At 68.6% G+C, this 22,194-nt stretch carries 20 protein-coding genes; 8 read left to right on the forward strand and 12 right to left on the reverse strand.

Annotated features, from left to right (window positions below; translation table 11 throughout):
* Positions 1–33: 33 nt before the first annotated feature.
* Entirely contained in the window at positions 34–525 is a 492-nt protein-coding gene (locus ACVOJ1_RS15795) for a hypothetical protein (protein WP_053516522.1), read from the forward strand.
* Positions 526–613: 88 nt separating this feature from the next.
* Positions 614–1,366: an SDR family NAD(P)-dependent oxidoreductase gene (locus ACVOJ1_RS15800; protein ID WP_065174225.1), complete on the forward strand. Its 753-nt coding sequence runs from the start codon at positions 614–616 to the stop codon at positions 1,364–1,366.
* Positions 1,367–1,465: 99 nt separating this feature from the next.
* On the opposite strand, the gene ACVOJ1_RS15805 is transcribed toward ACVOJ1_RS15800, so the two are convergent.
* The 4 genes from ACVOJ1_RS15805 to ACVOJ1_RS15820 form a co-directional block, all read right to left on the reverse strand.
* Positions 1,466–2,344: an SPOR domain-containing protein gene (locus ACVOJ1_RS15805; protein ID WP_065174226.1), complete on the reverse strand. Its 879-nt coding sequence runs from the start codon at positions 2,342–2,344 to the stop codon at positions 1,466–1,468.
* Between the two features lie 21 nt (positions 2,345–2,365).
* Entirely contained in the window at positions 2,366–4,054 is a 1,689-nt protein-coding gene (gene argS / locus ACVOJ1_RS15810; protein ID WP_346480623.1) for an arginine--tRNA ligase, read from the reverse strand.
* Between the two features lie 114 nt (positions 4,055–4,168).
* Positions 4,169–4,873: a RadC family protein gene (gene radC / locus ACVOJ1_RS15815; protein WP_065174506.1), complete on the reverse strand. Its 705-nt coding sequence runs from the start codon at positions 4,871–4,873 to the stop codon at positions 4,169–4,171.
* A 70-nt stretch (positions 4,874–4,943) separates the two neighbouring features.
* The gene (locus tag ACVOJ1_RS15820) at positions 4,944–5,570 is read right to left on the reverse strand and encodes a response regulator (RefSeq protein WP_053516509.1); all 627 of its coding nucleotides are present in this window, start codon (positions 5,568–5,570) and stop codon (positions 4,944–4,946) included.
* A 227-nt stretch (positions 5,571–5,797) separates the two neighbouring features.
* Between ACVOJ1_RS15820 and coaBC the strand changes: the two genes are divergently transcribed.
* From coaBC to ACVOJ1_RS15835, 3 genes are read left to right on the forward strand one after another with little or no spacing between them, the layout of a single operon-like run.
* Positions 5,798–7,060, forward strand: a complete 1,263-nt coding sequence (coaBC, locus tag ACVOJ1_RS15825) for a bifunctional phosphopantothenoylcysteine decarboxylase/phosphopantothenate--cysteine ligase CoaBC (protein WP_346480624.1) — start codon at positions 5,798–5,800, stop codon at positions 7,058–7,060.
* A complete protein-coding gene (gene dut / locus ACVOJ1_RS15830) occupies positions 7,057–7,530 on the forward strand; it encodes a dUTP diphosphatase (protein ID WP_053516506.1) in 474 nt (157 codons plus the stop codon). Before coaBC ends, dut begins: the two co-directional genes overlap by 4 nt.
* A 12-nt stretch (positions 7,531–7,542) precedes the next feature.
* On the forward strand, positions 7,543–9,885 hold the full coding sequence (locus ACVOJ1_RS15835) for a phosphomannomutase/phosphoglucomutase (protein ID WP_262218904.1): 2,343 nt from the start codon (positions 7,543–7,545) through the stop codon (positions 9,883–9,885).
* 40 nt (positions 9,886–9,925) lie between these two features.
* On the opposite strand, the gene ACVOJ1_RS15840 is transcribed toward ACVOJ1_RS15835, so the two are convergent.
* The 8 genes from ACVOJ1_RS15840 to pyrE form a co-directional block, all read right to left on the reverse strand.
* Positions 9,926–10,639: a response regulator transcription factor gene (locus ACVOJ1_RS15840; protein WP_053516504.1), complete on the reverse strand. Its 714-nt coding sequence runs from the start codon at positions 10,637–10,639 to the stop codon at positions 9,926–9,928.
* Positions 10,620–13,274: a sensor histidine kinase gene (locus ACVOJ1_RS15845; RefSeq protein WP_111186504.1), complete on the reverse strand. Its 2,655-nt coding sequence runs from the start codon at positions 13,272–13,274 to the stop codon at positions 10,620–10,622. Before ACVOJ1_RS15845 ends, ACVOJ1_RS15840 begins: the two co-directional genes overlap by 20 nt.
* A 36-nt stretch (positions 13,275–13,310) precedes the next feature.
* A complete protein-coding gene (gene kdpC, locus ACVOJ1_RS15850) occupies positions 13,311–13,961 on the reverse strand; it encodes a potassium-transporting ATPase subunit KdpC (protein ID WP_346480625.1) in 651 nt (216 codons plus the stop codon).
* Positions 13,958–16,015, reverse strand: a complete 2,058-nt coding sequence (kdpB, locus tag ACVOJ1_RS15855; RefSeq protein ID WP_346480626.1) for a potassium-transporting ATPase subunit KdpB — start codon at positions 16,013–16,015, stop codon at positions 13,958–13,960. The genes kdpC and kdpB overlap by 4 nt, the downstream gene beginning before the upstream one ends.
* A gap of 10 nt (positions 16,016–16,025) precedes the next feature.
* On the reverse strand, positions 16,026–17,732 hold the full coding sequence (gene kdpA / locus ACVOJ1_RS15860) for a potassium-transporting ATPase subunit KdpA (protein ID WP_065181998.1): 1,707 nt from the start codon (positions 17,730–17,732) through the stop codon (positions 16,026–16,028).
* Between the two features lie 12 nt (positions 17,733–17,744).
* Positions 17,745–17,837, reverse strand: coding sequence for a potassium-transporting ATPase subunit F (locus ACVOJ1_RS15865; protein ID WP_053516498.1), 93 nt, complete (start codon positions 17,835–17,837; stop codon positions 17,745–17,747).
* Positions 17,838–18,011: 174 nt separating this feature from the next.
* Entirely contained in the window at positions 18,012–18,674 is a 663-nt protein-coding gene (locus ACVOJ1_RS15870) for a hypothetical protein (RefSeq protein ID WP_065174232.1), read from the reverse strand.
* Between the two features lie 19 nt (positions 18,675–18,693).
* On the reverse strand, positions 18,694–19,353 hold the full coding sequence (gene pyrE, locus ACVOJ1_RS15875) for an orotate phosphoribosyltransferase (RefSeq protein WP_065174233.1): 660 nt from the start codon (positions 19,351–19,353) through the stop codon (positions 18,694–18,696).
* Between the two features lie 162 nt (positions 19,354–19,515).
* Here pyrE and ACVOJ1_RS15880 point away from each other — a divergent pair, with 162 nt between their 5' ends.
* From ACVOJ1_RS15880 to ACVOJ1_RS15890, 3 genes are all read left to right on the forward strand, one after another.
* A complete protein-coding gene (locus ACVOJ1_RS15880; RefSeq protein WP_053516492.1) occupies positions 19,516–20,316 on the forward strand; it encodes an exodeoxyribonuclease III in 801 nt (266 codons plus the stop codon).
* On the forward strand, positions 20,313–21,617 hold the full coding sequence (locus ACVOJ1_RS15885; RefSeq protein WP_065181996.1) for an AmpG family muropeptide MFS transporter: 1,305 nt from the start codon (positions 20,313–20,315) through the stop codon (positions 21,615–21,617). The genes ACVOJ1_RS15880 and ACVOJ1_RS15885 overlap by 4 nt, the downstream gene beginning before the upstream one ends.
* Positions 21,618–21,695: 78 nt before the next feature.
* Complete coding sequence (locus tag ACVOJ1_RS15890; RefSeq protein WP_053516488.1) at positions 21,696–21,926, forward strand: hypothetical protein; 231 nt, start codon at positions 21,696–21,698, stop codon at positions 21,924–21,926.
* Positions 21,927–22,194: the final 268 nt, after the last annotated feature.

Consider the following 22,194-nt stretch of genomic DNA (forward strand, 5'->3'; position numbering starts at 1 on the left):
ATCGTGAGCGCTGTTCCGTAGAGACCTCCTCCGATGCGCCGGTACCTCGTTCTCCTCCTGCTGGCGGCCAGCAGTGTTGCCGCCCATGCCCAGGACCGTTTTGTTCCGGTCGAACAGCGGCTCACTGCGGCCCAGCTGGCCGAAGTGGGGCTGAGCCCGGCCCAGCTGCAGGCGTTGAACCGCGTGCTGCGCCAGGCAGAGGCCGCGTCGCCTGCCATTTCCGCGGTCACGGCCGCCCCCGCCGGCGCGCCGCTGCCTGCGAATGTTCCGGCGCCGGCCGCCATGCACCTGGGGCTGGAAGAAGGCCCGGTCAGCGCACGCGTGGTGGGGGAGGTGGCCGGTTGGGCCCCCGGCACGGTGTTCACCCTCGACAACGGACAGCAATGGCAGGTGATGAAGGGACAGATGAAGCTGCGCAGGGCCCTCCAGGCGCCGCAGATCGAAGTGATCCCGGGCATCGCCGGCCGCTGGTTCCTGCAGGTCGACGAGGATCTGCCGAAGGCCCGCGTGTTCCGCCTGCGCTGAGTGTGCCCGGCGCGAAGACCGATCAGGCAAGGCAGGGTCCGGCCGACGGTGCCAGAATGGGGGTCTCGATCCTCCACGGAGTTGCCTGATGTCCCGCACCGTCCTGATTACCGGCGCCACGTCCGGGTTTGGCGCCGCCGCCGTCCATCGCTTCGCCCAGGCAGGCTGGAAGGTGATCGCCACCGGCCGTCGCAGCGATCGCCTGCAACCGCTGGTCGAGCGCTATGGCAAGGACGTGGTGCACGCAGCGGCGTTTGATGTCCGCGATCCGATCGCAATGGAAGCGGCGCTGCTGGCGCTGCCCCCCGCATTCGGTGAGATCGACCTGCTGGTCAACAACGCCGGTCTCGCGCAGGGCACCGCTCCGGCGCAGAGCGCCAGCCTGCAGGACTGGACGACGATGATCGATACCAACATCACCGCCCTGGTGACGTTGACCCACCGCCTGCTGCCGCAGCTGGTCGAACGCAGGGGTGCGATCATCAACATCTCGTCGGTTGCCGGTGTCTACCCGTACCCGGGCGGCAACGCGTATGGCGGTACCAAGGCGTTCGTCAGCCAGTTCTCGCTGGGCCTGCGTTCGGACCTGCACGGTACGGGCGTGCGTGTGACCACCATCGAGCCGGGCATGGCCGAGACCGAGTTCACGGTGGTGCGTACCCACGGTGACCAGGCCGCGTCGGACAAGCTGTATTCCGGCGCCAACCCGATGACCGCCGAGGACATCGCCGAGCAGATCTTCTGGGTTGCCAGCCTGCCGCCGCATCTGAACATCAACCGCCTGGAACTGATGCCGGTCAGCCAGTCGTTCGCCGGCTTCCAGGTCGCGCGCGAGGGCTGACCTGCGTGCCTTCAGGGCCGCCCGGCGTGGGTCGGCCCTGCGGGGCCCAAAAAAAGAAAGCCGGGCAATGCCCGGCTTCTTCCGTTCAGACCCGAACGATCACTGTGCCTTGATCGCCATCGCCTGCAGGCCGGTGCCATCCAGCTTCTGCTTGGCTTCGGACAGCTCACCGGCGCTGCCGTAGGGCCCCATGCGCACGCGGTACACGGTCTTGCCATTGATCTGCGCCGACTCCACCCGTGCCGCCAGGCCCATCATCGCCAGCTTGGCCTTGGTGGCCTCGGCGTCGCCGGAGGCGCCGAACGCACCTGCCTGCAGGATGTAGCGCGCGTTGTCGCCGGCCACGGCCGGTGCTGCAGCGGCGGCCGGCGGCGCGTCCACGCGGGCGGCCTGCGCGGTCGATGCCGTGCTGGTCGCCGCCGGACTGGTCGTGGCCGGTGCAGCCGTTGCCGGGCGTTCGCTCAGCGGGGCAGGCAGCGGACGGCTGGTCGCGGTCACCGGTGCCGTGCTGGCGACACTGGCCGTCGCGGTCGGTGCCGGCGTTGCGGGGACCGGTTTGCCTTCCAGCGCCGCCTGCGCGCGCTGCGCTTCGGCCTTGGCCCGGCGCTGTTCCTCGGCGCGGGTGCTGGCAGCCAGTTCGGCATCGGACATCTCCACTTCCTTGCCTGGCAGCAGGGTGTAGAAGTCGTACTGGGTCGCCGCCGGCTTCTCGGCTTCGGCCGGTTTCGGCGTGGCCGGTTGTGCGGCCGGCTGCGTGCCGACATCGCTGTCGGCATCGGCGACCGGCGCCGGCTGCGCGTTCGGGTTCGGCTGCGGACCGGCGCGCAGGAAGCCATCGCCCTCGCCCTTGAACAGATTCGGCGCCGCCAGGAACACCACGGCGGCGATGGCCACACCGGCGACCAGCCACACCCATCCCGGGGTGCCCTGGCTGCTGCTGTTGCGTCGTGCCTGGTTTTTGCCGCGTCGTGCTGCCATGTGTACTGCGTCTCCTGATGCTTACATTTTTTCCGGGGCGCTCACGCCCAGGAGGTCGAGGCCATTGGCCAGCACCTGACGCGCCGCGCAGGCCAGCGTCAGCTTGGCGTTGCGATCGTCGGCGTCGTCCACCAGCACCGGTGTCCCGTGATACCACGTGTGGAAGGCATGCGCCAATTCACGCAGGTACTGCGCCACCAGATGCGGCTCCAGCGCCACGCCGGCGGCTTCGACCACTTCCGGATAGCGCGAGATCTCGTTCATCAGCAGCAGCGAGGCGTCATCGGCCAGGCGCACGAGCTGACCCAGGCCACTGCCCTGGTCATAGGCCAGGCCCTTCTCCTGCGCCTGGCGGAGCAGGCTGCACACGCGGGCATGCGCGTACTGCACGTAGAACACCGGGTTGTCGTTGCTCTGCTGGCGGGCCAGATCGATGTCGAAGGTCAGCTGCGAATCAGGCTTGCGCGCGATCAGGAACCAGCGGGTCGCATCGCGTCCAGCTTCTTCGATCAGGTCGCGCAGGGTGAAGTAGCTGCCGGCACGCTTGGACAGCTTCACTTCCTCGCCGCCGCGCATGACGGTGACCATCTGATGCAGCACATACTCGGGCCAGCCCTGCGGGATGCCCACTTCCAGCGCCTGCAGGCCTGCACGCACGCGCGCCAGCGACCCGTGGTGGTCGGCGCCCAGCTCGGTGATCGCGCGCTCGTAGCCGCGCTGCCATTTGGACAGGTGGTAGGCCACGTCCGGGACGAAGTAGGTGAAGGTGCCGTCGGACTTGCGCATCACGCGGTCCTTGTCGTCACCGAAGTCGGTGCTGCGCAGCCACAGTGCGCCGCCTTCCTCGTAGGTGTGGCCGGACGCCTGCAGCTTGGCCACGGTTTCCGCGACCTTGCCATCGGCGTACAGCGAGCTTTCCAGGAAGTAGATGTCGAAATCGACGCCGAACGCGGCCAGGTCCAGGTTCTGCTCATTGCGCAGGTAGGCCACCGCGAAGCGGCGGATCGCCTGCATGTCGTGCGGATCCTTGGCGCCGACCACGAGGGTGCCTTCCAGGTCGACGCTGGCGCCGGCCATGTAGGCTCGCGCGACATCGGCGATGTACTCGCCGCGGTAGCCGCCTTCCGGCCAGCCCTCCTGGTCGGGGCCGATGCCCTGGACGCGGGCCTGCACCGACAGCGCCAGGTTCTCGATCTGCACTCCGGCGTCGTTGTAATAGAACTCACGCTTGGCGTTCCAGCCGTTGGCGTCGAGCACGCGGGCCACGCAGTCGCCGATCGCCGCAGCGCGGCCATGGCCGACGTGCAGCGGACCGGTCGGGTTGGCCGACACATACTCCACGCCCACCGTGCGGCCGTTGCCGGACAGGTTGCGCCCGTAGTCGTGGCCTTCCTTGATGACCGAGGCGGCTTCGCGCTGGTACGCGGCCGGAGCCAGGTGGAAGTTGATGAAGCCGGGTCCGGCGATCTCGACCTTGCTGACGTCCTCGCTGCGCGGCAGCGCCTCGACCAGTGCCTGCGCCAGCGCGCGCGGGTTGCTGCGCGCGGCCTTGGCCAGCAGCATCGCGGCGTTGGTGGCGAAGTCGCCATGGTCACGGGTCTTCGGGCGCTCGACCACGAAGTCCGGCGGCAGGGAGTCGGCGGGCAGGGTGCCATTGGCGCGCAAGGCTTCGATGCCTTGGCTGATCAGGGCGCGGAGGAGATTTTTCACGAGGCCTGCTGTGAGAATGAGCGGCGGAATCGCCCATTTTAGCGCAGATGCCGGCGGCCACGCTGACCGTTGCCTGCCTGTGCGGTCCCCCCGGGGCGGTCGGGGGGCCGGGGCTCAGCCGAACAGGCGGGCCTGGCGCTGGCCCAGCAGGCCACGTTCAGCAAACGAAACAGGGCGGCCTTCGCCCACTACGAAATGGTCGAGCAGGCGGATGTCGACCAGGGCCAGGGCCTGCTGCAGCTCCTCGGTGATGCGCGCGTCGGCCGGCGATGGCTCCGGGTCGCCGGACGGGTGGTTGTGGCTGATGATTACGGCGGCGGCATTGAGCTGCAGGGCGCGCCGCACGACCTCCCGTGGATAGACCGCCGCTGCGGTGAGGGTTCCGGCAAACAGTTCCTCGCACGCGATCAGCCGGTGGCGGTTGTCCAGGAACAGCACCAGGAACAGTTCGCGGGCCTGCCCGCGCAGACGGTGCTGCAGGTAGCGCCCCACCGCCCCGGGATTGTCGCCAACTGCTTCGCCGTGCTGCAGTTCGGCGGCCAGGTACCGGTGGGCCAGTTCCAGGCCGGCGGCAAGGGTGCAGCTGCGGGCCGGCCCCAGCCCGGGCAGTCGTGCCAGCTCGCCGGCAGGCCGGTCCAGCAGCACCCGTAGCGGACCGTGCGCGTGCAGCAGGTCGCGTGCGGTCTGCACGGCATCGCGGCCGCCGACCCCGGAGCCGAGGAACAGCGCCAGCAACTCCGCGTCGGACAGCATGGTGGGACCCCGCGCCAGCAGCTTCTCGCGGGGACGTTCCTGTTCAGGCCAGTCATGGATGGGCATGCCTGCATCATCGCCAGCGGCGCCCGGCGCTCCCATCGGCGCTTGCCGCCGATGACCGTCAGCCGATGCCTCAATCGCGCACGGTCTTCAGGTAGTCGAACAGTTCCTGGTTGCTCTGCAATCCCAGCTTGCGCTTGGCCTCGGCCTTCTGCCGGCTGATCGTCTTCGGGCTGCGGCCGCAGCGGGCCGCGATGGCGTTGATGTTCAGGCCCTCGGCGAGCAGCTGCAGGACTTCCTGCTCGCGCGCGGAGAGCGAGACCGGTGTGCGCTGGAACAGCAGGTCGCGCGACTGCAGGTGATGACGCAGCTGCTGTGAGACGAAGACCTGGCCGGACATGGCTGCCGCGAGCGCCATCGGCAGCTCGGCGAAGCCGGCGCATTTGTCGACCAGGCCATCGATGCCTTCGCGCAGCAGCCTGTCCAGCAGTCCCGGGTGGCGCGCTCCGGTCAGCACCACCACCGGCAGGCCCGGATGACGCTCGCGCAGTGCGCCCAGCAGCGCAGGGCCGTCGGGGCCGACGCCGGGCATGGACAGGTCGGTGAGGACGGCATGGCAGGTTTCACGCTGCAGCAGGTCGAGCAGCTGGGCACCGTCGGCCGCGCTGCCGGCCACCTGCATCTGGTGAGCCTCCAGCACGATACGGATGCCATGCAGTACAACCGGATGGTCGTCGGCGATGATGATGCGCGGTTGCACGCGGGATCCTCGGGGAAGCGGAGCGGCGCACCGGAGGTGGCCAGTACCGATTCTGCAAAGCCGACCCGGGCACGGGTATAGGAAAGTTCCGAATCATCGGCGGGTGAACCCGGGAACTGCGGTAGTGGAAGTTCCATCTGCTGATAGCTGCCAGCTATGTGCGCTGTGCATCGGGACATTACCGACCATCGGGTAAGCTAGCGCCCTCGTTTGCACAGGAATTCCAGGTGGCTGACTCCCCCAACGCATCCCCCGCGCCGGCCGGCGCGCTGGAAGGCCAGAAACTGCTGTTGTGTGTCGGCGGCGGGATCGCGGCTTACAAGGCCCTGGAACTGGTGCGGCGGCTGCGCGATGCCGGGGCGCTGGTGCAGGTGGCGATGACTGCGGGCGCCCAGCAGTTCGTGACCCCGCTCAGTTTCCAGGCCCTGTCCGGGCAGCCGCCCCGCACTACGTTGTGGGACAGCGCCGCCGAACAGGCCATGGGCCACATCGAGCTGGCGCGCTGGGCCGACCGCATCGTGATCGCACCGGGCACCGCCGACCTGCTGGCGCGGCTGGCCCATGGTCACGCCGACGACCTGGTCACCACGTTGTGCCTGGCCAGTACCGCGCCGCTGACCGTGTGTCCGGCGATGAACCATCGCATGTGGCTGCATCCGGCCACGCAGGCCAACATCGCACTGCTGCGCCAGCGGGGCGCGCAGGTGATCGGACCGGTCGACGGGCCGCTGGCCGAGGGTGAGTCCGGCCCGGGGCGGCTGGCCGAGCCGGGTGACATCGTTGCCGCGCTGGCGGCCAACGGCAGTGCCGTGGCGCCTGCCGCGCCCGCGGCAACCCGCGCGCTGCAGGGACTGCGTGTGCTGATCAGCGCCGGACCCACCTACGAGGACATCGACCCGGTGCGCTACGTCGGCAACCGCAGCAGCGGCAAGATGGGCTTCGCACTGGCCGCGGCCGCGGCGACGATGGGGGCGCAGGTGGTGCTGGTCAGTGGTCCCGTGCAGCTGCCGACGCCGGTCGGCGTGCAGCGCGTCGATGTGCGCTCGGCCGCACAGATGCGCGACGCCGTGCTCTCATCGCTGCCGGCCGACATCTATATCGGTGCCGCCGCCGTGTCCGACTACACCCCGCGGCAGGTGGCGCCGCAGAAGCTGAAGAAGACCGCCGACAGCCAGTCACTGGTGATCGAACTGGTGCGTACCCCGGACATCCTGGCCGAGGTGGCCGCGCAGACGCAGTCGCTGAAGCTGGTGGTCGGTTTCGCCGCCGAAACCCACGACGTGGAGAAGTACGCGCGTGGCAAGCTGGTCGACAAACGCCTGGATCTGGTGATCGCCAACCAGGTCGGCATCAGTGGCGGTGGCTTCGAAAGTGACAACAACGCCGCCACGGCCTTCTGGCAGGACGGCGAACAGGTATTCCCGGCGACCTCCAAGCGCGAGCTGGCCGAACAACTGCTGGCGCTGATCGCGCGGAGGCTTCAGGCATGACCCAGGTGATTTCATCGCAACCGTTGCAGGTCAAACTGCTCGATCCGCGCTTCGGCGACAGCTGGCCGCTGCCGGCGTATGCCACCGAGGCCAGTGCCGGCATGGACCTGCGCGCAGCACTGGACACCGCGCTGACTTTGCAGCCGGGCGATACCGCGCTGGTTCCCAGTGGCCTGGCCATCCACATTGCCGATCCGCACCTGTGCGCGGTCATCCTGCCGCGTTCGGGCCTGGGCCATCGCCACGGCATCGTCCTCGGCAACGGCACCGGCCTCATCGACGCCGACTACCAGGGTCCGCTGCTGATCAGCGTCTGGAACCGGGGCCGCGAGGCCTTCACGATCGAGCCGGGTGACCGCATCGCGCAGCTGGTGGTGGTTCCGATTGCCCGCGTCAGCCTGCAGGTGGTGGATACTTTCACCGACAGCGTGCGGGGAACGGGTGGATTCGGCCATACCGGGGTGCGTTGACGGGGGACATTGATGAGCGGCATCGGGGAAAGGCAGCAGGGACGGTCGTTGGGGCGCAGCGCACCGCTGCTGGCAGTGCTGCTCGTGTTGCTGGCCGGCTGGTTCGGCTGGAGCGCCGTGCAGCAGTGGCGCCAGGAGGCAGGTGGCAAGGCGCTGGAAGAGGCGCGTGACCAGGCCGTGCAGGGCCTGCAACAGGCCGCCAGTGGCCAGTTGCAGCAGCTGCAGCAGCAGTTGAAGAACGAGCGCCTGCAGCAGGCGCTGCAGGCCGGCGATGCGTCCGCCGCTGCGCTGGCCCTGCGCGAGAGCTGGTCCGGCGTGGAGCGGGTGGAGGTGCTGGGCGCCGACCTGGCCGCTGCCTACGCCGATCCGGCCACCTTTGGCTATGCGCGCCTGGCCCTGCTGGAGCAGGCATTGGGCGAGGACCGGCCGAGCCTGCGGGTGGTCCGCGATGGGGGAGGCAACCGCCTCGGCCTGGCTGCGCCGGTGCAACTGGGCAGCCTGGGGGCGGCGGTGGTCTACGTCCGTCAGCCGCTGCTGCGCCTGACCGCGCCGCTGGATCAGATCCGCGCACCTGCCAGTGGTTTCCTCGGCCTGCGCCAGGGCACGCACGATCTGGTCACCCAGGGCGATTCCGGCCTGGCGCAGATCGCCGAGGCGCAGGCCAGGCCGATTGCCGGCACCCCGCTGCGGCTGGCAGCGGCCGTGCCCAACGTCGAACCCGGCCCGCTCGGTCTGGGCGCGCTGGCCAGCGGCATCGTCGCGCTGCTGCTGGCCTTCATCGCCGTGCTGCTGCTGGTCGGTCGCGACCGCCTGCCGAAGCACCTGCCGCTGCCGCGGCGCACGTCCGCCGTCGAGATGGATGAGGGCCCGACGCTGCGCGAGAGCCTGCAGATGGCGCCACCGCAGGTCGCCGAAGCTGCCGCCGACGCCACAGTGGTACCTCCGCCGCCGGTCCCGGCGGAAGCGCTGGCAGCGGGCATCTTCCGGGCCTACGACATCCGCGGTGTGGTGGGCAGCGAACTGACGGCAAAGACCGCCGCGCTGATCGGCCAGGCCATCGGTACGGCTGCGCTGGAACAGGGCCTGCGCGAGGTGGTGATCGGCCGTGACGGGCGCCTGTCCGGCCCCGAGCTGGCAGCCGGCCTGGCCGAAGGCCTGCGCCGTGCCGGCTGCGCGGTCATCGACATCGGCCTGGCGCCCACGCCGGTCGTCTATTACGCCGCATTCCACCTGCGTACCGGCACCTGCGTGGCGGTGACCGGCAGCCACAATCCTCCCGAGTACAACGGCTTCAAGGTCGTCATCGGCGGCGAAACGCTGTCCGGCGATGCCATCACCGGCCTGTACCAGCGCATCGTCGAGGGCCGCCTGGTGCAGGCGGCCGAACCGGGTGACTACCAGCAGCGCGATGTCGGCGCCGATTACATCCAGCGGATCGCCGACGACGTGCAGCTCGACCGCCCGCTGAAGGTGGTGGCCGACGCCGGCAACGGGGTTGCCGGTGCGCTGGCCCCGCAGCTGCTGGAAGCGATCGGTGCCGAGGTGATTCCGCTTTACTGCGATGTTGATGGCACCTTCCCCAATCATCATCCCGACCCCAGCGAGCCGGACAACCTGCAGGACCTCGTACAGACGGTCAAACGCTTTGGCGCTGATCTCGGCGTGGCCTTCGACGGTGACGGCGACCGCCTGGGCGTGGTCACCGGCGAGGGCAGGATCATCTACGCCGACCGCCTGCTGATGCTGTTCGCCGCCGATGTGCTGATGCGCAATCCCGGGGCGATGGTGATCTACGACGTGAAGTGCACGGGCAAGCTGTCCGACCACGTGCTGCGCAACGGCGGCAGCCCGCTGATGTGGAAGACCGGGCACTCGCTGATGAAGGCGAAGATGCGCGAGACCGACGCCGAGCTGGCGGGCGAGATGAGCGGCCACTTCTTCTTCAAGGAACGCTGGTTCGGCTTCGATGACGGGCTGTACGCCGCCGCGCGCCTGCTGGAGATCCTGGCCCAGCGCGAGGAAACCCCGGATGAGGTGCTGTCCGGACTGCCGGAGATGGTGGCCACACCGGAGCTGAAGGTGCCGGTGTCCGAGGGCACGCCGCACGCCCTGGTGGCGATGCTGGTGGCGGCAGCGCAGTCGCCGGACAACCCGTATGTAGGTGGACGCCTGTCGACCATCGACGGCCTGCGTGTGGATTTCCCCGACGGCTGGGGACTGGTGCGCGCCTCCAACACCACCCCGGTACTGGTGCTGCGCTTCGAGGGCGACGACGAGGCGGCGCTGGAGCGCATCCAGGCACTGTTCCGCAGCCAGCTGCAGCCGATCGTCGGCGACACGCCGCTGGGGTTCTGATCGATCCGGGTGTGGGTGCCGACCGTTGGTCGGCACACCCTCACCCCTTGAACCGCAATCCGACACCAGGTTCGGTGAACAGGTAGCGTGAATCCAGCGCCGAATCGCCCAGCTTGTGCCGCAGCTTGCCCACCAGGATGCGCAGGTAGTGCGTGTCGTGCTGGTGGGTGGGTCCCCAGATCTCCTGCAGGATCTGCGGCTGGGTGACCACCCGGCCGGCATTGCGCAGCAGCAGCGACAGCAGCGCGTACTCCTTGCGGGTCAGCGCCACCGGTTCGCCCGCGATCGCCACCTCCCGGCGCACCAGGTCCACATGCAGATGGCCGTCGTCGAATACCGGAGGCGTGCCATCGGTCGGCACGCTGCGTGTCCGCAACAGCGCGCGCACCCGCGCCATCAGTTCCTGCGTGCCGAAGGGCTTGGTCACATAGTCGTTGGCACCGTTGTCCAGCGCCCGCACCTTTTCCGCTTCTCCGGCACGTACGGTCAGCATGATGACCGGCACCTGGCTCCATTGCCGCAGCTGCTCCAGCACCTGGTGGCCCTCCATGTCCGGCAGGCCGATATCCAGGATCACCAGGTCCATGTCCTCGCTGGCAGCCAGCTGCAGGCCTTCCTGGCCGGTCGCGGCCTGCCTGACCTGATAGCCCTGCGCCCGCAGGCTGATATCCAGGAAACGGCGGATCTGGGTCTCGTCATCGATCACCAGCACGCGCGGGGCCGGTACGCTCGCATCAATCGGGGTCGGGCTCATCGTGGGAGGCTGGCTTGAGCAGGGGCAGGGTGATGCGGATCAGGGTACCGCGACCGTCACGTCCCGGCAGCGCCTGCACGCTGCCGCCATGCGCACCGATCATTCCCTGGCAGATGGTCAGGCCCAGACCGGTACCATGGCGGCCACGGTCGCCACGCTCGACGCTGTAGAACATGTCGAAGATGCGTGCCCGCTCTTCGTCGGGGATGCCGGGACCGGCATCGATCACGTCGATGCGCAGTTGGCCGTCCAGTTCGCGCGCCTGCACCTGTACCGCGGCATCGGCGGGGGAGAACTTGGCCGCGTTCTCCATGACATTGAATACTGCCTGCTCGACCAGCGCCGGATGCACCCAGATCGGCGCCAGGGTCGGCGGGATATCCAGTTCCAGCCTCACGTTGGGCTGGTAGCGCTGCAGCCGTCGCGCGGCTGACCCGATCAACTCGTCCACCCCGATCCAGTCGCGGTTGATCTTCAGGCCTTCGTGGCCCAGCCGGGTCATGTCCAGCAGGTTCTGGATGTAGCGGTCCAGCCGTTCGCCTTCGACCAGGATGGTGTCCAGCAGCGCGCGGCGGTCAGCCACGTCCATCGCCGTGCCATAACTGGCCAGGCTGTCGGCCGATCCGATCATCGCCGCCAGCGGCGAGCGCAGATCGTGCGATACCGAAGACAACAGAGCAGAGCGCAGGCGCTCGGTCTCGTTGCTGACGTGCGCCCGCTCCAGCTCGGCCACCAGCCGCGTGCGCAATGCCGCCTGGGCAATGTCGTCCACCATCGCTTCGGCGAGCTGGCGCTGCTCGGGCAGCAGGCGTGCACCTGGCAGATACAGGCCGGCCACGCCGATTGCACGGTCCTCGCCATCAAGCAGGGGCAGGAACCACCATTGCGCGCCGGCCAGCGTATCGGTGAAACGCCCGCTGGGCTGGCCGTGGCGCAGTGCCCAGTCGGCGGCAGCCAGGTCGGTGTCGCCGGGCAGGGTGCGGCCGCCGGCGGTGGTGTCCACGCCGATCCGCAGCCATGCCGGCACGTCCATCGCCTGCTCCAGCGCATGGCGGCCGGCCAGTGCCACCTCGCCATCGCCGGCAGCGCTGGCCAGCTGTCGCCCCAGCTGCTGCCGCGCGCGCGCATGACGGTTGGCGGCCCGTAGGGCGATCACCTGCATGCGCAGCCGTGATGCCAGGCGCCCGGCCACCAGTGCCGCTGCCAGGAACAGGAACACGGTGATCACGCCTTGGCGTGCGCCGATGGCGAAGGTGAAGCGTGGTGCGATGAACAGGAAGTTGTAGGCAAGGAAGCACAGGATCGCGGCCATGACCGCCACGCTGGCGCGGGTGCGGGCTGCGACCAGCACGACCGCCACGATGAACACCATCGACAGGTCGGCCATGCCCACCCAGCGTTCAACCAGCCACGCGACCAGGCAGGCCAGCGCGGTGGCGAGCAGGGCCTGCAGTGGTTCGTGGTTGATGCCGCGCGCCGGCGGTAACAGGCCTTCGCGGCGCGAACGCGCACGTGCCTGCGGCGTGCTGATGATGGTGATCTCGTAGTGCGCACCGCGCTGGATCAGCTGCTGGGTCAGGGTGCGGTTGAACATCCGTGCCAGCGGCCGCTCGCGGGTGCGGCCCAGCACCAGGGTCGAGACACCGTTGTGCGCGGCGTGGTCGAGCAGGGCATCGGCGATGCTGGAGCCATGCAGCAGTTCGGCATCGCCGCCCAGGCGACGTGCCAGCGCGAACGCCGCGTCGATCTCGCGTCGGGTCGCTTCGTCCTGGCGTCGTCCCTGCACCGTCACCACCGTCCACGGCGCATCGCGCCGTTCGGCAATGCGGCGCGCGACCCGCACCAGATACTCGCTCTGCCCGCCACCATCGATCGCCACCAGTACGCCGCGGCGCAGCGGCAGGTTGCCCTCGCCGCGTGCGGCACGGGTCTCGCGCAGGCTGCTGTCGACGCGATCAGCGGCTTCCTGCATGGCCAGCTCGCGCAGTGCGGTCAGGTTGGCCGGCGAGAAGAACGCCTGCAGTGCCTGTGCCGCCTGCTCCGGCACGTACACCTTGCCCTGCTGCAGGCGGGCGATCAGTTCGCGTGGCGGCAGGTCCACCAGCACGATGTCGTGCAGGCGGTCGAGCACACCGTCCGGCACGGTTTCGCTGACCCGCACCCCGGTGATGCGCATCACCACGTCATTGAGGCTTTCCAGGTGCTGGATGTTGACCGTGGTCCAGACATCGATGCCCGCATCCAGCAGCTCCATGACATCCTGCCAGCGTCGCTCGTGGCGGCTGCCCGGTGCATTGCGATGTGCCAGTTCGTCGACCAGCACCAGCGCCGGGCGCCGCGCCAGCACGGCATCCAGGTCCATTTCCTGCAGGGCGTGGCCATGGTAGGCCACGTCCTTCAGCCGCAGCCGTGGCAGTCCTTCCAGCAGCGCCTGGGTATCGGCACGGCCGTGCGTCTCCACCAGACCCACCACCAGGTCGACCCCCCGGCGCAGCTGTTCCTGCGCGCGGTTGAGCATCGTGTAGGTCTTGCCCACGCCCGGCGCCGCGCCGAGGAATACCGTCAGCTTGCCACCGGCTTCGCGTTGCAGGCCTTCCACCAGGGCGTCGGCCTGGCGGGTTCGCAGGTCAGTCATGGCGGCCATTGTGCGCGCAGCGGGTGCACGATCGCATCACGGCCTGGCGGCTGCGTGGTCCAGCGCGAAGTTCAGCGTCACCACGTTCACCCGCGGCTGGCCGAACAGACCCCATTGGCGTCCCTCGGTGTGGGCCTGCAGCAGCGCCTGCACACGTTCCACCGGCAGGCCCCGGGCACGCGACACGCGGGCCACCTGCAGCTGCGCCGCCGCCGGCGTCAGCTGCGGATCGAGCCCGCCGCCGGATTGGGTGACGAGGTCTGCCGGCACCTGGTCCGGTGCGACGCCTTCGCGCGCTGCGACCGCAGCCGTGCTTGCGGCGACGCGCTCGGTCAACGCAGGGTTGCTGCGTGCCAGGTTGGAGCCGGCCGCCGCCATCGGGTCATAGTTGGCGGCCGATGGCCGCGCCTGGAAGTAGCCATCGCCAGCGAACGGCTGCGCCAGCCACGCCGACGCACGCACCTGGCCGCTGCCATCGCGCAGCAGGCTGCCTTCGGCCTGCATCGGGTAAGCCAGGCCGGCAAAACCGGTGGCGATGCCGGCGTAGACCGCACCGGCCAGCAGCAGGGTCGCCACACCCAGGCCGATCGCCGGGCGCCAGCTGGCGTCGTCCTGCAGGCGGGCCATGCGGGATGCGGCCTTTGCTTCGCGCGGAAGGGAAGAAGAAGTGGAAGCAGAGCGGTTCATGAGCCGGATACCAGGACAAGAAGGAGGTCGATCGCCTTGATCGCCGCGAACGGCAGCAGCACGCCACCCAGGCCGTACACCAGCATGTTCCGGCGCAGAAGCGCGGTGGCCGTGGCCGGGCGGAAGCGCACGCCCCGCAGAGCCAGCGGAATCAGAGCGGGAATCACCAGGGCGTTGAAGATCAGCGCGGCCAGCACCGCGTTGCGCGGACTCGACAGATGCATCACGTTCAGCGCCGCCATCGCAGGTACCGCCGCGGCGAACAGCGCCGGCAGGATCGCGAAGTACTTGGAGACATCGTTGGCCAGCGAGAAGGTGGTCAGCGCGCCGCGGGTGATCAGCTGCTGCTTGCCTACTTCCACCACCGCCAGCAGCTTGGCCGGATCCGAATCCAGGTCGACCATGTTGCCGGCTTCCTTGGCGGCCTGCGTGCCGGAGTTCATGGCCAGCCCGATGTCGGCCTGGGCCAGCGCCGGCGCATCGTTGGTGCCATCGCCGACCATCGCCACCAGACGGCCCCCGGCCTGTTCCTGGCGGATGCGTGCCAGCTTGTCCTCGGGCCGGGCTTCGGCGATGTAGTCGTCGACGCCGGCTTCGGCAGCGATGGCGGCCGCGGTCAGCGGGTTGTCACCGGTGATCATCACCGTCCGGATGCCCATCGCCCGCAGCTGTGCGAACTTCTCGCGCATGCCGTGCTTGACCACGTCCGACAGTTCGATCACGCCCAGCACATGGCGACCTTCCGCCACCACCAGCGGCGTGGCGCCGTTGCGGGCGACCTGTTCGACGCGCCCGCCCAGCTCGGCCGGCACCACGCCTCCCTGCGCCTGCACATGGTTGCGGATCGCATCCAGCGCACCCTTGCGGATCTGCCGGCCATGGGCAAGGTCAACGCCGGACATGCGGGTCTGCGCACTGAAGGCCAGGTAGACGGCCTGCTCCGGCTCGGCGGTGGTGCACCCCTGCTCGCGTGCCAGGCGCACGATCGACTTGCCTTCCGGGGTCGGGTCGGCCAGCGAGGACAACAGGGCCGCGTCGCGCAGCTGGCTGGCGTCGATCCCGGCCAACGCATGGAAGTGGCTGGCCTGGCGGTCGCCGTAGGTGATGGTGCCGGTCTTGTCCAGCAGCAGCACATCGACGTCGCCGGCCACTTCCACCGCCTTGCCCGACTTGGCCAGCACGTTGGCCGCCAGGGCGCGGTTCATGCCGGCGATGCCGATGGCCGGCAGCAGTCCGCCGATGGTGGTCGGGATCAGGCAGACCAGCAGTGCGATCAGCAGCAGTGGATCGACCTGGACGCCGACATGGGCGCCGATGGCCGGCAATGTCGCCACCACCACCAGGAAGGTCAGCGTCATCGCCGCCAGCAGCAGGGTCAGGGCAACCTCGTTCGGTGTCTTCTGCCGGTTGGCGCCTTCCACCAGCGCGATCATCCGGTCCAGGAAGCTGTGGCCCGGCTCGGCGGTCACACGCACGACGATCTGGTCGGACAGCACCTTGGTACCGCCGATCACGCCGGAGCGATCGGTACCCGCTTCGCGCAGCACCGGTGCCGATTCGCCGGTTACCGCCGCTTCGTTGATGGTGGCCAGGCCCTGCACGATCTCGCCATCGGCTGGCACCAGCTCGCCGGCACTGACGATGACGTGGTCGCCCGGGCGCAGTTCGGCGGCCGGCACCTGCGTTTCTGCGGCTCCTGGCTGCGGGGCGGCCAGTCGGCGCGCCACCAGGTCCTGGCGGGCACGGCGCAACGATGCGGCCTGGCCCCGCCCGCGTGCTTCGGCGACGGCCTCGGCGAAGTTGCCGAACAATACGGTGACCAGCAGGATCGCGGTCACCGCCAGGCCGAAGCCCAGTGGAGCGTTGCCGGTCAGGGTGATGATCGCGGCGACTATCGTGCCGGCCATCACCACCGCCATCACCGGGCTGCGCACCAGATGCATCGGTGAAAGCTTGCGTACGGCGTCGACCAGTGCGCGGCGCAGGCCGGCCGCATCGAGCAGGGCAGGGCGTGACGCAAGCGGGTTACGGGTTGAGGTTGCGTGGCTACTCATGGGGGTGTCCTCAATGCAGTCCCAGGCTCAGGTGGTCGGCGATCGGGCCAAGCACCAGCGCCGGCATGAACTGCAGCACGGTCAGGATGACGATCACCGACACCAGGGTCAGGGCGAACGTCGGGGTTTCGATCTGCAGGCTGCCCGCTGATTCCGGTGCCTGCCGCTTGGCGGCGAGCTGGGCAGCAACCACCAGCGGAATCACCAGCAGCGGAAAGCGACCCAGCAGCAGCACCAGCGAGCAGCTCAGGTTCCACCACGGCGTGGCATCACCCAGTCCCTCGAAGCCCGAACCGTTGTTGGCGTAGGCCGATACGTATTCGTAGAACACCTGGCTGATGCCGTGGAAGCCGGGATTGGAGGTGCCGGCCAGGCCGGGCACGGCCAGAGTGACCGCGGTGAACACCAGCAGGGTGATGGGCTGCAGCAGCACCAGCAGGGCCAGCAGGCGCACCTGCGGGGTCTCCAGCTTGCGACCGAACAGTTCCGGCGTCCGGCCCGTCATCAACCCCGCCAGGAACACGCCCAGCAACAGGTAGACGATGAACTGCTGCAGGCCGCAGCCGATGCCACCCCAGATCGCACTGACCAGCATGTTGACCAGGGCAATGCCACCGCTCAGCGGGGCCAGCGAATCGTGCATGCCGTTCACCGAGCCATTGGACACCTGCGTCGTCACCGCCGCCCACAACGCGGTGCCGTCGGCGCCGAAACGTACTTCCTTGCCCTCCATCAGCAGGGGCGTGGCCGCACTGGCACTGTGGCCTTCGCTCCACACCATGGCGCCGGTGGACAGCAGCGACATTCCCAGCATGCAGACGAACACCAGCGCGCCGAAGCGACGTCGCCCGGTGAATGCCCCGATCATGAAGATCACCGCCATCGGTACCAGCAGGATGCCGATCACTTCGAGAAGGTTCGAAACCGGCGTCGGATTTTCCAGCGGGAAGCTGCTGTTCGGGCCATACCAGCCGCCGCCGTTGGCGCCCAGCTGCTTGGCGGCGACCATCGCCGCGACCGGACCCAGCGGCAGCTTCTGCGTCGTCATGCCGGCGGAGGCATCGATCGGCGTAGCCTGCGGCCCCGCCGCCAGCGTCGACGGCACGCCCTGGCTGGTCAGCAGCAGTGTCCACAGCAGGCACAGCGGCAACAGGACGCGCACGCACAGGCGCACCACGTCGGTGTAGTAGTTGCCCACTGCGACCTGGCGGTCATCGCCGGCGCTGCCTGTGGCCGACTGCGGCGCCGGCGCGAACAGCGCGCGCAGTGTGGCCACCGCCAGCGCCAGGCCCATCATCGGGGTCACCACCTGCAGACCAGTGATCCCGGTCATCTGCGAGAGGTAGGACAGCTGCGCCTGGCCCGAATAGTGCTGCTGGTTGGTGTTGGTCAGGAACGAGATCATCGTGTGCAGCGCGGTGTCCCAGCGCATGTTCGGGATCTGGTCCGGATTCAGCGGCAACCACGCCTGGGTCATGAACACCGCCAAGGTCAGCACCGCCACCACCCCATTGCTGAGCAGGAATGCCAGCACGTAGCCACGCCAGGACATCGAGCGTGCGGGATCGACGCCGAAGACCTTGTACAGCGGCGTTTCGATCCAACGGAACAGCACGTCGACCTTCATCGGCGTGCCCCGCATCACGCGCGCCAGGTACAGTCCCAGCGGCCATGCCAGCGCGACGCTGGCAGCAAGAATGACAAGAATTTCAATCATGGCCGGCTCCGCTCAGAACGACTCGGGCCGCAGCACGACATACAGAAGATAGGCGGCGGCGATCAGCACCAGCACGCCACACACCAACGACAGCCAGGGGGACATGGGAATTGCGTCCTGGTGGAACCCCTCCACCTCAGGCCGTCATGGTCGGCCTGCGCCCCGTAAACGCACTACCCGGCGGACCGGGCCGGCGCGTAAAGACTGCATAAATTCCGCGCGTCAGGCCGTAACCTGGCCACGGGTAGCGCCGGGCCATGCCCGGCGGCAGGAGCGTTTTCAGCCAGCCGGGGCAGCCGGCGCCAGGCCCTTCAGCTCGCGATAGCGCTGCAGGGTGCTTTCGATCTCCGCCTTCAACGCCTGCTGCTGCTGCAGGAAGCCGGACTGCAGGCGCTGCTGCGACTGCAGCTGTACGTGCCGCTGGCGGATCGCTTCGGCCTGCGGGTCGCCCACCTTGGCGCCCGCCAGCTCGCGGTCGCCGGCCGCCGACAGCAGCGCGACCAGCGATTCACGCAGGCTGGCCACGTTGTACTGGGCGGTCTTGAGGTTGTTGTCGAGCACTTCCTGGCGCTCGGCGAACACCCGCCGCAGGTCGTCTTCGCTGCCGTAGGTGGTCAGCATCGCCTGCTCGGTGCGCTGGCGGGTCTGCTCGGCCATCCGGTCCAGCTGCTGCTGTGCCGCCGCGGTACTGGCGGCGGCACGTTCTTCGTCGGTCAGCGCGCGCTGCACCTGCGCATTGCGCAGCCCACTGCGGGCATTGAACTCGTCGCGCGCGTGGTTGACCGCATCGGCAGGAAGCGCATCGCTGCAGATCCGCTCCTGGCCCTCGTTCCAGCAGTACAGCTTCTTCTCGACCTTGTCGCCACCCCGCGACTGCCCCGCCACGGTGAACGGCAGGGCCAGCAGCAGGCCGGCGAAGAGAACAGCAGGAATTCGGGACATGCGACCTTCCCCCTGGCGGTCAGCGTGTGGAGCGGACGCCGTACTGGGCCCGATAGGCTTCCAGCGGCTGCCGGTAGCCGACAAGTTCCGGGTTTCCCGAGGCGAAATCAAGCAGGTCGCCCAGCGAAGCCACTGCGATCACCGGGATGCCGGCTTCCTCGGCCACTGCCTGCGCCGCGGAGCGGCGATCGGCTTCCGAAGCGATCTCCTGGCGATCCAGAGCGACCACAATGCCGGCCGGAGTGCCGCCTGCCGCGCGGATGATGGCCAGCGCTTCGCGGATCGCAGTACCCGCAGTGATCACGTCATCGACGATCAGCACGCGCTTGCCATTCATGTCGGCGCCGATCAGCTGGCCGCCTTCGCCATGGTCCTTGGCTTCCTTGCGGTTGAACGACAGCGGCAGGTCGCGGCCACGCTGGGCCAGCTCGCAGGCCATTGCCGTGGCCAGCGGAATGCCCTTGTAGGCCGGGCCGAACACCACGTCGTACTTGACCCCGCTGGCGTCGATGGCATCGGCATAACAGGCGCCGAGCTGGGACAGCAGCGAGCCGGAGTCGAAGCGACCGGCGTTGAAGAAATAGGGGCTCAGCCGGCCGGACTTGAGGGTGAACTGGCCGAAGCGCAGGGCGTCGGCGGTCAGGGCCAGCTGCAGGAAACGGTGACGGTGGTCGCTCATCAAAACTCGATTCATCTTCATTTGGAGCACAAATCCTAATGCAGCCGGGCCTTCCGCGCTCGTCGGCGCTCTTCCGGGGGGCCGTCCGGCCGCGTCCGCCGGACTGCGCAGCCCAGCAGCCAACCGGTATGCTTGCCCGGTTTCCCGCCGTAGGTCCCCCGCATGCGCATCATCAGTTTCAACGCCAATGGCATCCGTTCCGCCGCGACCAAAGGCTTCCTCGACTGGTTCCGCGCCCAAGACGCCGACGTCCTGTGCCTCCAGGAGACCAAGGCCCAGGAAGACCAGCTGACCGACCCGATGTTCCGGCCCGACGGACACCATTGCTTCTACCGCGATGCCATCACCAAGAAGGGCTACAGCGGCGTGGCGATCTACAGCAGGCGGGAACCGGACCAGGTCATCACCTCGCTGGGCTGGGCGCCGTTCGACGATGAGGGGCGCTATATCGAGGCGCGCTTCGGCAACCTCAGCGTGGTGTCCTTCTACATTCCGTCCGGCAGCTCCGGCGACCTGCGCCAGGGGTTCAAGTTCGAAGTGATGGAGTGGCTGCGGCCGATCCTGGAGGAGTGGGCGCGCAGCGGTCGCGACTACGTGCTGTGTGGCGACTGGAACATCGTGCGGTCGGCGCTGGACATCAGGAACTGGAAGTCCAACCAGAAGAATTCCGGCTGTCTGCCCGAAGAGCGCGACTGGCTCAACGCGCTGTGCGCTGATCATGGCCAGGCCACCGACGTGGCGGCCGGTCGTGGCTGGGCCGATGCGTATCGCCTGCTCAATCCCACCGGGGAGGACTACACCTGGTGGAGCAACCGCGGGGCGGCCCGCGCCAACAACGTGGGATGGCGCATCGACTACCAGTTCATCACGCCGGGCCTGCGCGACAAACTGCGTGGCTGCTCGATCTACCGCGAAGAGCGCTTCTCCGACCACGCCCCGTTCACCGTGGACTACGACCTGTGAGCGAGGCGGCCAGGCCGGTCAGCTACAAGGGCTGGGCAGGAATCAAGCGCGCCTTCGGTACACCGTCGGCGCTGACCATGGCCATGCTGGGTTTCGGCAGTGGCCTGCCGTTCCTGCTGATCGCGTCGCAGACCTTGTCCACGCGCCTGCGCGATGTGGGGCTGGACCTGGGCAGCATCGGCCTGATCAGCCTGGCCAGTTTCTTCTACCTGCTCAAGTTCCTGTGGGCACCGCTGCTGGATCGGTATGCCTTCCCGTTGCTGGGCCGGCTCGGCCGTCGTCGCTCCTGGCTGCTGATATCGCAGGTCATGGTGCTGGTCGGACTGATCGCGCTGGCCTTCGTGCGCCCCGAACAGGGCGTCTGGCCCCTGGTGATGTGGGTGCTGGTGGCGTCCTTTGCCGGCGCCACCCAGGATTCGGCCGTGGATGCCTACCGTATCGAGATCGCGCCGCAGACCGCTCAGGCCGCGCTGGCGGCCACCTACACGTTGGGTTACCGGATCGGCCTGATCCTGGCCGGTGCCGGCGCGCTGTATCTGGCCCAGTTTGAAGGCTGGGTCATCGCGTATCTGGCGATGGCCGCCCTGATGCTGCTGCCGATCATCACCACGCTGCTGTGCGCCGAACCGGAGCGTCCCGCCACCGCCGTGCAGCGCCGCATCGATGTCGCCGAAGCCTTCGTCCAGCCGATCACAAGTTTCTTCAGCCGCAACGGCGTGGCATTGGCGCTGGTGCTGCTGGCCTTTGTCGGCCTGTTCAAGTTCCCTGACCAGGTGATCGGGGTGATGGCGGGGCCGTTCTACCTCGATTCCGGCTTCGACAAGGCCGACATCGCCACGGTCTCCAAACTGTTCGGGGTGTGGATGGGCATCGGCGGTGCCTTCCTGGGAGGCATCGCGGTGGCCGCGTTTGGCTTCCGGCGCATGCTGCTGGTGGCGGCACTGGGCGTGGCGCTGTCCAATCTGGCCTTTCTGCTGATGGCGCACAACCCGGGCAAGCTGTGGGCGTTCTATGCCGCCCTCAGTGCCGACAACCTGTTCCAGGGCTTTGCAGGCACCGTGCTGGTCGCCTTCATGTCGTCGTTGACGGACCGCAACTTCACCGCGACCCAGTATGCGCTGCTGGTCTCGCTGGCCAACCTGCCCGGCAAGTTCGTCGGCGGTGTGTCGGGCTACATCGTCGAGGCCACCTCCTACAGCACGTTCTTCATCCTCAGCTCGGTCACCGTGGTGCCGACCCTGCTGCTGCTGGTCTGGCTGTGGCCGCGCATCGTCGACCGCGGGCCACCGCCGGCCGCCTGATTGCCTGCCCGCCCGGTCTGCGGGATCATCGCCCCCGACGCGCCGAGGGGGCGGTGCCCTGCGAACGGGGAAGTGAGCATGGCTGATGTTGTGCTGCGGGACCTGGACCCGCTGCTGCTGGAACGCATCCGGCGGGTCGCGGTTGCCCGTGGCTGGAGCCACGAACAGACCTGTGCGGCGTTGCTGGAACAAGGGTTGTTCAGCAGCGAGCTGGAGGTCCGCTCCGGTTTTGGCGATACCGAGGTCGATGCGCTCGCTGCGGCCATCATCGCGCTGCAGGCGCTGCCGGCCGGGCAGGGCTTCGATTGATCTGATACCTCACCGCCGGGCATGGCCCGGCGCTACCAGTTGGTCGCCGAAGGGCGCGCGCCGGGCCATGCCCGGCGGAGGATGCCGACGGGGGTAGCGCCGGGCCATGCCCGGCAGGGGGTAGCGCCGGGCCAAGCCCGGCGGGGGGGGGGGCCACCAAAAGCCACATGGATCGCGCCGAGAATACCCGGTACCATAGCGCCGGTGTCGCGGGGCCAGTTCCCCCTCATCCCCTCCATCCTCCGCGGCGCCAGCCCGGCGAAGCCCA

The sequence above is a fragment of the Stenotrophomonas sp. STEN225 genome (assembly GCF_056756445.1).